The following is a 14,870-nucleotide window of genomic DNA, read 5'->3' on the forward strand; positions in this document are numbered from 1 at the left end:
TGGCCGTTCCCGCCGCCGGGGCGCCCACCACCATTCCAGCCGCCACCCGGCGGTGTGCTGGCCGGGGGCTGGCCCGGCTGGCCATTCCAGCCGCCGGGGCGTCCACCACCGTTCCAGCCGCCACCCGGCGGGGTGTTGACCGGGGGTTGGCCAGGCTGGCCATTCCAGCCGCCGGGCGGACGATTGCCGCCGTTCCAGCCACCGCCGGGCGGTGTGTTGACCTGTGGCTGGCCGTTGCCTCGGTTCCAGCCGCCATTGTTGCCGCCCCAGCCGCCATTCCAGCCACCCGGTCGCGGCGGCTGGCCGGTCATGTCGCGACCGATGCGATCGCCCACGCTGCCAGGCTGGCCGCGGCGCGGATCATTCCAGCGGTCATTGTCCCGACGCCCGTCATTCCAGCGCTGGGTGCCGCGCCAATCGCGGTTGTTGTTCCAGTTCTGGCCGCCATAGCCGCCGCGGTTCGGCGCGCGCCAACCCCAGCTGCGATCCCACGGCTGGTTCCAGCCCCAATAGGGCGTGTTCTGCCAGCGGCTGCGGCCCCACCAGTTGTTGCCGGTGTTCCACGGATAGATGCGGCCGCCAAAGCCACGGCTGTACAGGTTGCTGCGCGGCACCCACACCCACGATGGCGCATACCAGCTGTTCCAGTTGTCATAGCCCCAGCCCGAGCCGAAGCCGATGCCGACGCTCCAGGTCACGCGCGGCGGGATCGGCGCCCAGCCAACCACATCGTCCGCCTCGCGCCAGGCCACCCAGCTCGGGCCCCAGGTCACATCGGGCACCCACACCCAGCCGATGGCTTCGTCAAAGCCCCAGCGGCCATAGTGATCGGTGGCCCAGCCCCACGGATCGTCCGAGAGCCAGAAGCGGTTGTCCAGCCACTGGCCGCGCTCATAAGGGCGCCAGCCTTGCGGGGCGTTGGGCACGAACACCACGCCCCACTGCGGCGATTGCAGCCAACGGCCATAGGGGCTCAACGGTTCGCGGAACACCTCGATGCTGGGCACGTCTTCCGGGCCCCACAGCGCGCCGGGCTGCGCCGGCCAGTCGCCGGCATAGCCAGCCGGCTGGTAGCCGGCGTTATATTGGGGCGCGACCCCTTGGGCATAATCGGGATAGGCGCAGCCCGCGAGTGTGGCGGCGAGCAGCAGCAGGGCAGGGCGGCGGAACATCGGCACAGGGCCTTTCACGGAGGAATGGCCAGTCTGTCGCACGTGCCGGCTTTCACCAGGCTGAATGTTGCAGAAATATTTCGGCAAGCTTGCGAAGCAGGAAAGGCCCGTGCCGGCTTGCCACCGGCACGGGCCCATTGGTCAGATCTTGAAGCGCAGACCCAGGCGATAGCTACGGCCCAAAAGGTCATAGACCGCCGAGGTGCCGAACGAGGTGCCGCTGTTCGGGGTCGGAGGCGGATCCTGGTCGAACAGGTTCTCCACCACGGCGAACAGCGTCACCGTCTTGCCACCGATCTTCACGTCGACGTTCTGCGACAGTTCCCAGTACCAGACGGCCGGCAGCTTGTTCCACTCGGCCGGCAGGCCGTTGCGCTCGGTCGGCTTCAGGTTGCTGACCACGCCCGGGCCCAGGTAGCGCGCCGTGATCGTGGTCCGGCTCGGACCCACTGAGTAGGTGGCCGAACCGAAGCCGCGCCACTTCAGGCTGGTCGGCGTGCCCAGATCGGGCGGCGTGGTGTCGCCCGGCAGGCGGGTCTGGTCCTTCAGGCGCTGCGAGGCCAGCACGCGGAAGCTCAGCGCCCCCGGCAGCTTGGCCGAGATGTTGCTGAGGTTGGTGCGGTAGCTGAGCTCGTAATCGATGCCTTCCACTTCCACGTTCTGGGCGTTGATGCCGCCGGTCAGCAGCGTGGCTCCAGCGAGGCCGGTGCTGCCGGCGACCGGGATGATCGACTGGCAGGCCGACGGGCTGGCCGGGCGGTTGAAGCCATAGCACAGATCGAGCAGCAGCTGGCCGCCGACACCGAAGATCGCATCCTTGATCTTGATGTTATACCAGTCGACCGTGGCAGTCAGGCCAGGTGCCCAGCTCGGCTGGTAGGCACCACCGACCGTCCAGGTGTCGGCGATTTCCGGCGTCAGCTGCGGGTTGCCGCCCGACAGGGTGACGAACGGCACCGTCGGGCTGTTCGGCAGGCTGCGATCCTGGAACTGGTTCACGAAGGTGCTCTGCGGCGCGTACAGGTCGTTCAGGTTCGGCGCGCGGATGTCACGCGAGCGGGTGGCGCGCAGGCGCAGATCGCCGATGCGATAGGCACCGCCCACCTTCCAGGTCGTCACCGCGCCGCTGGTCGAATAGTCGGTGCGACGCACGGCAGCGTTCAGCTCAAGGTCGCCGACGGCCGAATCCTTGAGCAACGGTACCAGGGCTTCGCCAAAGAATTCCTTCACGTTGTAGCCGGCGCCACCGGGCTGGAAGTTGCCGACGAACCAGACGCGGGCCTGCGACTGGGCGTCCGAGGTCGCGACGAAGGATTCTTCGCGATATTCGAAGCCCGCCGCGATCGAGACCGGGCCAGCCCAGGTGGAGAAGGGGCTGTACTGGGCGTCGATCGAGTAGACGTCGAGCTTGATGTCGAGGTCCTGACGGGTGCGGAAGCCGTCGGCAGCGCCGGTGACCCAGGCGATCGACTGGGCGCCCAGCGAGCCTTCGCCGAACACGTTCATCGGGATACAGCCGTTGGTCGGGTTGGTGAGCGTCGAACGGCACACCGGGGCGCCCACGGCCACGCCGGCGATGCCGCCCACAGCCGGGTTGCCGGTCACGTCCACCGCCTGGTTGAAGCGGCTGACCACGATGTTGTTGTCACGCGTGTACGAGACGTCGCTGCGGCCGCGCTGATAATAGGCGCGCCACTTGCCGCTGTCGCCGAACTTGCCTTCCAGCGCGAACAGCAGACGGCTCTGGCGGCGGTTGTAGCCGGCATCACCGGGGTTCTGGCCCGGCCCGTTGATCATGTCGTAGAACAGCCGGTTCATGCGGAACGACGTGACACCAGCTTGGTCCATGGCCTGCTGCACGGTCACCGGGATGAACGGGTTGTCGCGCTGGATCAGCAGCGCCCCGCTCCCGCCGGTGCCGTTGCGGTTGTAGTAGGCGGACCAGTTCGTGGTGCTGTTCCCGCCATAGTTCGCCTCGAAGATGGCGGTGATGTTGTCGGTCACGTCATAGCTGAGGCGGCCGTAGATGCTGTAATATTCCAGTGTGGGCAACAGCGCGGCGCGGATGCTGGCCGGCTCAACAGAGCCGCCGGACTGGAAGGAGCCCTGCGTGATGTTGCCGAACTGGAACTGGCCAATGGCGCCGCCCGGCAGGAAATTGATGCCAGAGAGCGGGCCGCCGACGATCACGCCGCCCGGCGTGCTGACGAGGCCAACGTCGGTTCGCACGATCTGGCCAGTCTCACCATTGGTGGCCGTCCAGTTCGGGTTGTTGAGGGTGCGCAGGCCGGGCTGGAACCAGTCGCGCAGGCCTTCCGACATGCGGATGCTGTCGCTCTTGGCATAGTTGCCGCTCAGCAGCAGGCGGCCGCGGCCGCCGGCGAACTTGGTGCCGAACGCCAGGTCGCCGCTGATCACGCGGCCATCGTTGCGATCGGTCTGGCCATAGTTGATCTGGCCCTTGAGGCCCTTGAAATCGGTATCGAGGATGAAGTTCACCACACCGGCGACGGCGTCGGAACCATAAGCAGCCGAGGCACCACCGGTGACGACATCGACGCGCTTGACCAGATTCTGCGGCAGCATGTTGACATCAACCGCCGGCAGCAGACCCGAACCGACGACGCGGCGGCCATCCAGCAGCACCAGCGTGCGGTTGATGCCGAGGCCGCGGGCGTTGATCTGGTTGGCGCCGCCGTTGGCGTTCACGAACTGGGTGGTGGCGCGCGGCGACTGGCCCTGGCCGATGGCGGGCAGCTGGTTCACGTAATCCGCGATGTTGATCGGGTTGCGCTGGACGATGTCCTCGATGGTGACGACCGTGGTCGGCACCGGAGCTGTGGAACCGTCGCGCACGATGCGCGAGCCGGTGACGACCATCTCGCTCTTGTCAGCGTCCTCGGCGGCATCGGCGGCGGCCGCACCAGCCTGTTGCGCGGCAACCGGCAGCGCGGACAGCGCGGCAGCCAGCGCCGCTAAAGACGTGAAACCCAGGCCCTTCGGCCCTCGCGAATGCACCATGACAATTGACCCCTTGTTGCCGGCAACAGGCCGGCGCTGCCCGCTCCCGCACCCGGAGCGAAGGGCGCCCAAAGCCCCAGCCGGCTCGCTTGCTGCCATACGTCAAATGACGGCGTGGCGGCTTGCCGCTGCGACAGTGGGGCCGTTTCAGCGCCGGCGCCAACGGTCGACCAAGGCGCAAAGGTTCATCGGCCTGGCGAAAGCTCTGCCACTGCTGCCAACCTCATCGCCTGCTTGCCAGCGGGCCGCCCAGCATCACCTGGTCGTCAGTGAAACGCCACGTGGCGCGCCGCCGAGCGCGGGTGAGCCTTGCCAGGCATAGCCGGCCATGCCGATCAGCATCGCGCAGGCGGCCAGTTCCAGCGCCAGCCGGGGCACCCGGCCGCTGAGCTCAAGCCCGGCCAGCACTGCGGCAGCCAGGAAGGTCACGAACAGATAACCCATCATCTTCGCTTTCGGAACAGCGGGCGGGCGAGAGCCACGCCAAACAGCAGGGAGAGAGCCGGGATCAGCCACAGTGGCGCCGAGGCTTCAGTGAAGCGGGGCTGGAAGCTCACCCAATCGCCATAGTGCTGGATGAACCAGGCCCGGATCGATTCCGGGGATTCGCCGGCGGCGATGCGCTCGCGGATCTCGCCGCGCATGTCCCCGGCGATATCGGCGTTGCTGTCGGCGATGGATTGGCCCCGGCAGACGACGCAGCGGATGCTCGTCATCAGCGCCTTGGCGGCGCGCTCCTGCGCCGGGTCCGCCAGCTGGACGTCGTTGTAGCGGCCGGCCGCAGCCGCTGGCGCCACCGCCAGCAGCGCCGCCATCAGGACAGCCTTGAGGAGTGCCGGGGCCTTCATCCCGCGCGCCGCAGCTTGGCGAGGATGATCGGCACGTCGTTGGCAGTGATGATGCCGATATGCTGATAGACGATGGTGCCGCGGCCATTGACCACGAAGGTTTCCGGTACACCGGCCGAGCCGAAGGCGATCTGGGCGCGGCCTTCAGGGTCCATGCCGATGCGCGAATAGGGGTTGCCCCGGCGGGCGAGGAAGGCGCGCAGATCGTCAGCGCGATCATGGACGGCGATGCCGGTGATCTCGACGCCCGCGCGCTGGAGGTCCATCAGCACCGGGGCCTCGGCGACACAAGGCCCGCACCAGCTGGCGAAGATGTTGAGCAGGCGGGGCTTGCCGTCGGCGAAATAGCCGGTCTCCAGGCCCTGGTCGGGCGCCCGCACGCCGGCGAGCCGGAACGCGGGCACGGTGCGGCCAACCATGCCGGAAGCCACCGCGCGATCGGACGGGTTGAGCAGGCCGGCCGCGAAGGTCGCCAGCAGCACCGCGACCACCCCGAAGGGCATCCAGACCACCAGCTTTCTCATGCCGCTCTGCCGGCCAGCCTGCGCCGCCAGCCGAAGACATCGCGGTCCACCCGGCCCAGCAGCGCCAGCCCACCCCCCAGCGCCATCATGATGCCGCCCAGCCAGATCAGCGTCACGAACGGCTTCCACCACATGCGGATGGGATAATGGATGTCATCCTGCGGCGCACTCACCACCAGGTATAATTGGCCATCCCACGCGGTCGCGATGGCGGATTCATTGGTTTCCATGGGCGGATCGGTGAAGGTGCGCGATTGCGGGTGCATCACGAACGGCGCCTGCGAACCGCGCTGGACCAGCAGTTCGGCATCAAGCGCCGACCAGTTGGGGCCGGGTACTTCGCTTACCTGCCGGAAGGTGACGCTATAGGGCCCGACGCGCCGCGTTTCGCCGACCTGCAGCGAGACCAGCACCTCCTTGGTGAAGGCGCTGTCGGCCGCCATGCCAGCGAGGCTGACCGCGCAGCCGAGGTGGGCGACGACCATGCCCCAGGTGAAGAGTGGGGTGCGTGCCAGGTTGCGCCGCCACAGTGGCGCCAGGCTGGCGGTGCCGACGGCTGCCGCGGTGACGAGGCCCAGCAGTGGCAGCAGGCTGATCGGGCGCAGGAACGCCACTACCAGCAGGAGGGCCGCCGCCAGCACCAGCACCGGGATGGCCAACCGCGCCGCCAGCGAAGCGGGATGGTCGCGCCGCCAGCGCAGCAGCGGCCCGGCGGCCATGACAAGCAGGAGCAGCAGCGCCAGCGGCCCGGCCGAGGAATTGAAATAGGGTGCGCCGACGGAAAGCCGTGTGCCGTTGGCGGCCTCAAGCGCCAGCGGATAGAGCGTGCCAACCAGCACGACGACCAATATGCCCGACAGCAGCAGGTTGTTGAGCACCAGTGCGCCTTCGCGGCTGACCGGCTCGAACGGCGATCCCGACTGCACCGTGCCGATGCGAAGCGCGAACAGGGCCATCGCACCGCCAATGTAGACCGCGAGCAGGCCCAGGATGAAGGCGCCGCGGGTGGGATCGACGGCAAAGCTGTGCACGCTGGTCAGGATGCCGGAGCGCACGAGGAAGGTGCCAACCATCGACATCGAGAAGGCCACGACCGAGAGCATGATCGTCCAGGCCGGCAGGCCGTTGCGGGTGGCCAGCACTGTCACCGAATGCAGCAGGGCGGTGGCCGCCAGCCAGGGCATCAGCGAGGCGTTCTCCACAGGATCCCAGAACCACCAGCCACCCCAGCCCAGCTCGTAATAGGCCCAATAGCTGCCGGCGGAGATGCCGAGCGTGAGGAAGATCCAGGCGCCCAGCACCCAGGGCCGCATTGCCCGTGCGAGGCCCGGCCCGACATCGCGGGTGACGAGCGCGCCAACGGCAAAGGAAAAGGCCACGGACATGCCGACATAGCCGAGGTAGAGCGTGGGCGGGTGGAAGGCGAGGCCAGGGTCCTGCAGCAGCGGGTTCAGCCCCTGGCCATCGGGTGCTGCCGGATTGAGCCGGGCAAACGGGTTGGAGGAGAACAGCAGGAAGGCATAGAAGCCGATGGCGATGGCGGCCTGCGCCGCCAGCGTTGCCGTCTTCGTGCGCATCGGCAATCGCCGCTCGAGCAGCGCCACAAGCGCCCCGCCGGCCGCCAGGATGCTGACCCACAGCAGCATCGAGCCTTCGTGATTGCCCCAGGTGCCGGCGAACTTGTAGAGCATCGGCTTGGCCGAGTGGCTGTTGGTCGCCACTAGCAGCACCGACATGTCCGAGCGCATGAACAGCGCCACCAGGCACAGGAAGGCGATACCGGTCAGCACCGCTTGCGCCACTGCCACCGCGGGCAGCGCCGGCTGCAGGCCGGCATGGCGGGTGCCCAGCGCCAGCGCGCCGAGCGCAAGCTGCAACAGCGCCAGCGCCGCGCCGAGCCAGAGCGCGGCCAGGCCAAGTTCAGCGATCACGTGGCAAACGCCCGGTGCAGGTCATGGGACCCTAGAAATCCAGCCGATAGCCAATGGTGGCGAGCAGGCCATGTTCGGTGTTGGTCGTGTCGGTGGTGCCGATCACCATGTGCTGCTGGGCAAAATTGGCGCCCAGTTCGACCTCGATCTCGGAGGACCGCAAGGGGTAGAAATTCATCCGCATCGTCGGTTGGAACTGGCGGAACGTGCTCGCCGTCAACTTGTCGTTGCGCATGCCGTACCGCGCCCGCGGACTGATGCGCAGCTTGGCACTGACCGGTATGCGGGCGTTGATGTCGAACGTGTAGGTCCGCGCGCGCTGGTTGTCGGCATAGCGGGCGCCGACGATGTAGATGTCGTTGCCGAACAACAGGCCGTTGCCGACCAATTGGGCACCGTAATAATATTCCTGGCCCAGGGCCGGCAGCGGCTCGATCGGCAGCGAGCCTTCGGTGACCACGGTCGTGCCCGGCGTGCCGCCGGTGTCGGTGATGGTGAAATCGAGATTGGTCTGCAGCTTCTTCGTCAGGCGGCGCGAATAGGTGAGCGTGGCCGATTTCGCGACCAGCGTGGCGTCGCGGGCCAACTGATAGATCTGGGCATCGGTGAAGAAGGGCCGCAACTGCCCGACATTGACGATCGGGACCAGGCCGCCGGGCTGATACTGGCCGATGATGGCATTGGTTGTCGTCAGCAGCGGCGATTGGCGATAGTCGGCCGAAAGGCTCAGGCTCGATTGGTCGGGGAAGACATAATTGGCCGTCAACAGGCCGAGATTGAGACGTGAGAAGTGCACGTCATAGTCCAGCACGGCATAGGCGTTGAAACGGTTGTTGATGTAGCGGGCCTCTGCGCCGACGGCCTGACGGTCGATCAGGCCGTGCGTGCGCTCGTCGAACCAGTAAAGTGTCGTCTGCAGCTTGTCGTTGCGTGACCCGAAATTGATGCTCGCGCCGTAGAAGAAGCGATCTTCCAGCACGTGCGTCTGCCGGGATGTCAGCACTGGGAAACCGGCGACGAGATTGACTCGGATATCGGACTTGACTCGCCAGCCGATGAGACCGCCGTCAAAGCGGCCAAGCACGCCGGCGCTGTTGAGGGTCTGACGGCCAAGACGGGCTGACAGGTTGAGGCGGGTGTCCTGGAGATCGAGGTAAAGCGCGGTCAGCGTCGTGAAATCCTTGCCGTTCGGGCGGAAATCCTTGCTGTACGACCCGGCTGCCCTGAGCAGCAGCTGATAGCGGTCGTTGCCGCCGGTCATCGACACGTCGGCGTTGGTCAGCAGCTGGCTGAGATTGACATTGTTGTCGATCTCCGCGTTCGGCTTGACCACGGTCGCGTCCAGGAACTTGGTCGCGCTCTGATCGCGGAAATAGAATTGCGAGAAGCTGCCGCGGGCGCCCCAGTGCCAGCTGTTGGCTGCCGCTGCCTGTTGCGGCTTGCCGGAGACCGACCGCAGCTCAGGCGGCGCCTGCCCGGCCGGCGCGCTCAGCGCCGCCAGCCGCTGGCGAATGCGGTCGGCATCCTCGCCTACCGGGTAGCGGCGCAGATATTCCTCATATTCGGCCCTGGCTTGCGCCGCCTGGCCCTTGCGCTCGCGCACCAGCCCCAGCAGTTCCAGAGCCCGTGGCGTGCGCGGATTCTCGGGCAAGGTCAGCGCCTTGGTCAGCAGCTGGGTGGCCCGATCATTGTCACCGGCCTTCAGGGCGGCTTCCGCATCGGCTTCAGCCTTGGCGGCCGCTTCGGCCTGTTCGGGGGTCAGCGCCGCTGGCGCCGGCGCGGGCAGGCTGCGCGGCTGGCTGGACTTGAACAGTCGGTTGGCGACGCCCTGTTCGCGTTCCTGCGCGGTGACCTTGGTCACGAACGCCTCGGCGAAACTGCCGGCCAGCGTGGCCCGCACGGCTTCCGCCTTCTCGCGCGTTGCAAAGAAGCCGACGCGCAGCCGATGCCACGTCAGGCCATCACGCTCGAACTGGGTTTCATAGCTCACGTAATCGGCAATCTTGCGCCTCTGCGCTTCGGGCAGATCGGCCAAAGGCGAGGTCTGCGACAGGACGTTGACGACATAGAGCCCCTCCGGGATCGGGATGTCGGGCACGACGACGGGCTTCGCACCCTGCGGTGCTGCCGTGCCGGCCGGTTGCGCCGGCCCGGCGGTCGCATCCGTCCCGCCCGCGCAGGCATCGCCGCTTTCCGAGATCGAGATCAGGATGGTTTGCGGCCTGACACCGGGCGCCACCGTGAAGCCGACATCGCGGTTGAAGAACAGCGACAGCATTTCGCCGCGCGAACTGTCGCCTTCATATTCGATGTCGCGCAGCGCCGGGATGCCGGGGGGCGGCCGCAGTGATTCCCGCAGGGTGCTCGACCCCACCGCGCGATCAAGGGAACGCAGCTGGATCCGCAGTTCCCGGCCCGATTTTTCCGGGAAGAAGGAGATCACCTGCACGCGCACGTTGAAGTTGATGGCGACAATGGCGCACTGGCCGACCGACTGGGTGGTCACATCGGACAGCACGCGATCCGAGATGGCCTGCGCGCGCAGTGGAGCATCCTGCCAGGCGAGTGCAACAATCGCTGCTGTCGTCAAATAAAGGCCAAATCGATGGCGAATTCCGATCATGCCACGTTCCACATCATCAACCAAAGGATCCAGAATTGACGCGATGCCGGCTGGGCTTGCGGTCCTTGATGACCGTCAGCGAAGAGTCGGTGTAGGTGTGGCAGGCGCCCGTGCAGTCACGCAGTTCGGAAACGGTATATTTCACGTTTCCGTATTTCGGGTGTTCGCCGGGGTTGTAATCATTGGCGTGGCAGGCGGCGCAATTGGGGGCATAGGCCGCGTTCTTGTAGGTGACCGTCTGGGAATTGGTGGTGTGGCACTCGGTGCAGTCGAGTTGACGGGCATGATTGCCGGGATAGGCCGGCGAGGTATGGACATAGTTGATGACCGGCAACCAGGCCGTGACCCGGTGGCATTGATCGCACTGGATGCTGGTCTGGAAATGGTTCGCCGGCTTGCCGGTCGCCTTGCTGCCATTGTGGCACGTGCTGCACGAGCCGACGACATTGGCATGATCGAACGTGGCGGGCAGCCAGGCGCTGGTGCGGTGGCAGGTGCCACAATCGGCCGCGGTGGTGATATGGGTTGGCGGCTTGCCGGTGGCCTTGCTCCCGTTATGGCAGCTTGAACAGGTGCCCAGCGCCTGGGTGTGATCCATCCGCACGGTCGTCCAACTGGTTGTCACATGGCAGTTGTCGCAACTGTCGGTGGTCGAGATGTGGCTGGCCGGCTTGCCGGCAACGCGGGTGCCATTGTGGCAGGTCACGCAGGTCCCGGTCGCGGCGGCGTGCTGGAAGCGCACCGACGTCCAGTTCGTCGGTGTGTGGCAGTCCTCGCAAGTATTGGTGGTCGGCAGGTGGGTCGGGCTCTTGCCGGTGGCCTTCGTGCCGTTGTGGCAGCTGAAGCAGCTTCCGGTGACGCCGCTGTGGTTGAAGGTGGCCGGGGTCCAGCCAGTGGTGCGGTGGCAGTCCTCGCAGACGTTGCTGGTGGCGAGGTGGGTCGCGCTCTTTCCAGTGGCCTTCGTGCCATTGTGGCAGCTGAAACAGCTGCCGGTCACACCGCTGTGGTTGAAGGTGGCCGGGGTCCAGCCGGTCGTCTTGTGGCAGTCTTCGCACACGTTGCTGGTAGCAAGGTGCGTGGCGCTCTTGCCGGTGGCCTTCGTGCCGTTGTGGCAGCTAAAACAGCTGCCGGTGACGCCGCTGTGGTTGAAGGTCGCCGGGGTCCAACCAGTGGTGCGGTGGCAGTCTTCGCAGACATTGCTGGTGGCGAGATGAGTCGCGCTTTTGCCGGTGGCCTTGGTGCCGTTGTGACAGCTGAAGCAGCTTCCGGTGACGCCGTTGTGGTTGAACGTCGCCGGGGTCCAGCCGGTCGTCTTGTGGCAGTCTTCGCACACGTTGCTGGTGGCGAGATGGGTCGCGCTCTTGCCGGTGGCCTTCGTGCCGTTGTGGCAGCTGAAGCACGAACCCGTCACGCCGCTGTGGTTGAAGGTCGCCGGGGTCCAGCCGGTCGTCTTGTGGCAGTCTTCGCACGTGTTGCCGGTGGCAAGGTGCGTGGCGCTCTTGCCGGTGGCCTTCGTGCCGTTGTGGCAGCTGAAGCAGCTTCCGGTGACGCCGCTGTGATCAAAACGGGCATTGGCGAAGGTCGACGTGGTGTGACAGCTGTCGCACTGGTTGCCGGTTTGCGGGTGGCTGGTCGATTTGCCCACGGCGCGCACGCCGTCATGGCAGCTGGCGCAGCTTTCCGTCACCCCGCTGTGATCAAATCGGACGATCGCCCATTGTCTGGTGGTGTGGCAGCTGCTGCAGGCGGCTTGGGTGACGACATGCGCTGCCGACTTGCCGCCAGCACGCACATCATTGTGGCATGAGGCGCATTGGGTCGGCGTGCCCTTGAACACGGCACCCTTGTGGCAATCCTCGCAGGCGATGGCCTTGTGAGCGCCGGTCAGCGGGAAGCCGGTGGTGAAGTGATCAAAACCGGCCTTGCCCGCGGCGGATTTCGGGGCGCCTGCGGCGGACGTGGGGGTGCCATCGGTAATCACGACCACGATTACCAACGACAGGAGTGCAAGCAGCCATCTCCCAAGCACGATCCAGAGATCTCCCTTGGGTACCGATTAGGTCAAATAAGTCGGCTGGATAAAGCCACTTGATCGCCGAATGCACTCAACTCGGCGCTGAAAAGATCAAACTTGCAGCTTGGTGACAGGTTCATTTTCGCAATATATCAAACTTTATTTCTGAAAAATTACTTGTGACATGACATCTTTCGCAAACATTGCCAAAATTGCCACGGTGGACATCGTTCTGACGGTGGCAATCCACACAGGCGGTTGGCGTTTTTGCCGGATCGCCGGGGCGGCTGTGACAGGCCGTGCAGATCAACCCCTTGTGCCGTCCGGTCAGTGCAAATTGCGTCGCGCGATCATGGTCGAAGCGCCAGAGCTTCCAGTCGTTGACCCCGTGGCAGGTGGCACAGGCCAGCGCCGGACCCAGGGTGCCGGCGTGGTGGCGGTCATCGTGGCAGGCCTGGCAGGCAAGGCCCTTGGCCGCAAATCCCTTGTCGGCATGGCATGATGTGCAGGCCAGCGGCGCGTGCTTGCCCAGCAAGGGGAACCGCGTCAGCCCATGGTCGAACACCACGTGATCCTTCCAGCCGATCTCGTTGTGGCAACTGCCGCATTCCGGCCCCAGCCGGTTTCGGTGCGGATCATCGGCGGCATGGCAGCCGATGCAGGTCACGGGCAGCGCAACGATGCGCGGCGGCTGCTTGTGGCACGCCTGGCATTCGAGCGGGCGGTGCGCCCCCTTCAGCACGAAGCGAGTCATCGTATCGTGATTGAAATTGCTCTGCTTCCAGTCGCGATTGTTGTGGCAGCGCGCGCAATCCGAACCATTGCGGCCCTTGTGCACATCCTGTTTGGCATGGCAGCCAATGCAGGTTTTCGGTGGCTTCGGGATGGCATTGGCGACGCCGTGACATGCGGCGCAGCTTGTGCTGGCATGCTTGCCGAGCAGCGCAAAGCGGGTGTCGTGATCATGGTCGAAGTTGGTCGCCTTCCAGCTCGCTGCCGTGTGGCAGGTGGCGCAGGCCGGCCCGAGCGAGCCCTTGTGGGCATCGTCCTTGGCATGACAGGCAACGCACTGGGTGGGCGTGGCCTTCCAGCGCTCCCCGGCGTGGCAGGCCTGGCAGGTCGCCGCCCGGTGGGCGCCCGTCAGCGCAAATCGCGTGGATGAATGGTCGAACGGCAGCCGCGTCTTCCAGGTCGCAACCACATGGCAGGACTGGCAGGCCTGGCCGAGCTGGCCCCTGTGGGGATCGGTCTTGGCGTGGCAGGTGGCGCAGGCCGTGGGCGTGTCTCGATGGCGCTTGCCGGCCGGGTGACAGCCCGCGCACGTGGCCCGGGCGTGGCCGCCCACCAGCGGATAGTCGGTGAGCTGGTGATTGAAGCCCGCCGGCGTGAACTTCACCAGCGCAAAGCCGCGACCATGGTGATCGCTGTGGCACGTCTTGCAGGGCTGGGTGCCGGCATTGCTCTTGCCGTGAAAGCCGCTGCGGTTGCGCACGTCATCGGCGACCGGCTTGTGACAGGCGGTACATTTGCCGTTCTGATCGGCCCGCGAAAAGCTTTCGTGGCACGCCGAACAGTTTGCCTCGAGCTTGGCATGTGCAGCGCTCAGCGGCCCCGGGGTGACCAGCTTTTCGACAAGCGATTGCGCCGCTGCTGGCAGCATCCAGCCCATGAGGGCGATCGCGGCCAGGAGCCGAAGGAAGGTCAGGCCGCTGACCCGCAGGCGCGAGCACCGGCCCATCAATACATGTGCACCGCGATGATGTGCAGGATGGCGGTCGCAACCAGGATGAAGAACAGCGGCAGGTGCAGCAGGTGCCACAGCCGCAGCATGCGATCATAGAAGGCAAATTCGGCCGCGCGCCGCACCGCGTCGAAATAGGCTGCAGCCGTGGCGACGAGTTCCTGCTGCCGGGCTGGTGTCGCGGCCGAAGCGGGCAGGGCGAGGATCTCGCGCTTCAGACGGTGCTCGGCGATCCGGGTGTCCAGGCTGAAGCGCAGGATGCTGGCTGCGCTGCTCCAGAAGCCCGCCCCGGCCGCGATGGCCTGCTGCTCGAAGGGCGCGAGACGCGATTTCAGCACGGCGCCGCCGGTGCCCGGGTCCACCAACTCGCCCAGCAGGTCATGCATTTCGGACAGCAGGGCACGCACCTCCAGCTTTCGCCCGGAATAGCCGCGGTGCACGCGCGAATAGAAATAGCGCCCGACGAGCCCGCTGCCGGCAACGACCAGCATCGCCGCCAGCGCGACGGCGCTGTTGAGGGCGCCCCACGAGAAGCGCGCGTGGTACAGGATCGCCACCGGTCCCAGCAGTCCGAGCAACATGTGGAAGCGAAACCAGAAGCCGACCGAACCGATGGGCTGAAGCATCTTGATGCGTTTGCGAAACGGATACACCAGCAGCAGCAACATCATGCTGCCGCCCAATATGCCAAGGCTATAGCCCCAACCGATATCCGGATCGAGCGCGCCATTGCCGCGGTGCATCCAGCCATACACCAGCAGCCATGTCACAACGGCCGCTATTGCTGCCGACAGTATTGATTCTCTTTGGGCGGGACTTAGCATTTTTCGATATTCGGCTTCGTTTTTAATTGTTCATCAATCCATACGAATTTTCAGTATTCGTGCAGCAGCAGCGGCTGTTTGGTCCAACATCGATGCAACATCACACGGCCACTCTTTAATGGTAACTTGGCAAATCCGATGCGAAAACCCCATCATTTCGTCGCAAATTTCA

At 65.8% G+C, this 14,870-nt stretch carries 10 protein-coding genes; all 10 read right to left on the bottom strand.

The window, feature by feature from the left end:
- Positions 1–1,172 (bottom strand): DUF6600 domain-containing protein (locus GJ693_RS17630; RefSeq protein WP_156254896.1); only part of this gene is annotated, 1,172 nt, incomplete at its 3' end.
- 141 nt (positions 1,173–1,313) lie between these two features.
- A complete protein-coding gene (locus tag GJ693_RS03205; RefSeq protein ID WP_197041932.1) occupies positions 1,314–4,193 on the bottom strand; it encodes a TonB-dependent receptor plug domain-containing protein in 2,880 nt (959 codons plus the stop codon).
- A 255-nt stretch (positions 4,194–4,448) separates the two neighbouring features.
- A complete protein-coding gene (locus GJ693_RS03210) occupies positions 4,449–4,640 on the bottom strand; it encodes a hypothetical protein (protein WP_156254898.1) in 192 nt (63 codons plus the stop codon).
- Positions 4,637–5,008: a cytochrome c-type biogenesis protein gene (locus GJ693_RS03215; RefSeq protein ID WP_235902593.1), complete on the bottom strand. Its 372-nt coding sequence runs from the start codon at positions 5,006–5,008 to the stop codon at positions 4,637–4,639. Before GJ693_RS03215 ends, GJ693_RS03210 begins: the two co-directional genes overlap by 4 nt.
- 29 nt (positions 5,009–5,037) lie before the next feature.
- Positions 5,038–5,565: a DsbE family thiol:disulfide interchange protein gene (locus GJ693_RS03220; protein WP_156254900.1), complete on the bottom strand. Its 528-nt coding sequence runs from the start codon at positions 5,563–5,565 to the stop codon at positions 5,038–5,040.
- Positions 5,562–7,496, bottom strand: a complete 1,935-nt coding sequence (locus GJ693_RS03225; protein WP_156254901.1) for a heme lyase CcmF/NrfE family subunit — start codon at positions 7,494–7,496, stop codon at positions 5,562–5,564. Before GJ693_RS03225 ends, GJ693_RS03220 begins: the two co-directional genes overlap by 4 nt.
- Before the next feature lie 31 nt (positions 7,497–7,527).
- Positions 7,528–10,119 carry an SPOR domain-containing protein gene (locus GJ693_RS03230; protein WP_156254902.1) on the bottom strand — a complete coding sequence of 864 codons (2,592 nt, stop codon included), beginning with the start codon at positions 10,117–10,119 and terminating at the stop codon, positions 7,528–7,530.
- 16 nt (positions 10,120–10,135) lie between these two features.
- Positions 10,136–12,106 carry a hypothetical protein gene (locus GJ693_RS03235; protein WP_156254903.1) on the bottom strand — a complete coding sequence of 657 codons (1,971 nt, stop codon included), beginning with the start codon at positions 12,104–12,106 and terminating at the stop codon, positions 10,136–10,138.
- A gap of 163 nt (positions 12,107–12,269) precedes the next feature.
- Positions 12,270–13,802 carry a cytochrome c3 family protein gene (locus GJ693_RS03240; RefSeq protein WP_156254904.1) on the bottom strand — a complete coding sequence of 511 codons (1,533 nt, stop codon included), beginning with the start codon at positions 13,800–13,802 and terminating at the stop codon, positions 12,270–12,272.
- Positions 13,803–13,870: 68 nt separating this feature from the next.
- Positions 13,871–14,545 (bottom strand): hypothetical protein, encoded by a 675-nt coding sequence (locus tag GJ693_RS03245; RefSeq protein WP_156254905.1) that lies wholly within the window; start codon positions 14,543–14,545, stop codon positions 13,871–13,873.
- Between the last annotated feature and the right edge of the window lie 325 nt (positions 14,546–14,870).

The organism is Sandarakinorhabdus oryzae (assembly GCF_009733735.1).
GTDB lineage: Bacteria > Pseudomonadota > Alphaproteobacteria > Sphingomonadales > Sphingomonadaceae > Sandarakinorhabdus > Sandarakinorhabdus oryzae.

Excerpts from the sequence above, each read along its gene's own strand:
- GJ693_RS03230 (WP_156254902.1), bottom strand. The coding sequence starts at position 10,119 with ATGATCGGAATTCGCCATCGATTTGGCCTTTATTTGACGACAGCAGCG.
- GJ693_RS03210 (WP_156254898.1), bottom strand. The coding sequence starts at position 4,640 with ATGATGGGTTATCTGTTCGTGACCTTCCTGGCTGCCGCAGTGCTGGCC.
- GJ693_RS03205 (WP_197041932.1), bottom strand. The coding sequence starts at position 4,193 with ATGGTGCATTCGCGAGGGCCGAAGGGCCTGGGTTTCACGTCTTTAGCG.
- GJ693_RS03240 (WP_156254904.1), bottom strand. The coding sequence starts at position 13,802 with ATGGGCTGGATGCTGCCAGCAGCGGCGCAATCGCTTGTCGAAAAGCTG.
- GJ693_RS03215 (WP_235902593.1), bottom strand. The coding sequence starts at position 5,008 with ATGGCGGCGCTGCTGGCGGTGGCGCCAGCGGCTGCGGCCGGCCGCTAC.
- GJ693_RS03220 (WP_156254900.1), bottom strand. The coding sequence starts at position 5,565 with ATGAGAAAGCTGGTGGTCTGGATGCCCTTCGGGGTGGTCGCGGTGCTG.
- GJ693_RS03245 (WP_156254905.1), bottom strand. The coding sequence starts at position 14,545 with ATGATGTTGCTGCTGCTGGTGTATCCGTTTCGCAAACGCATCAAGATG.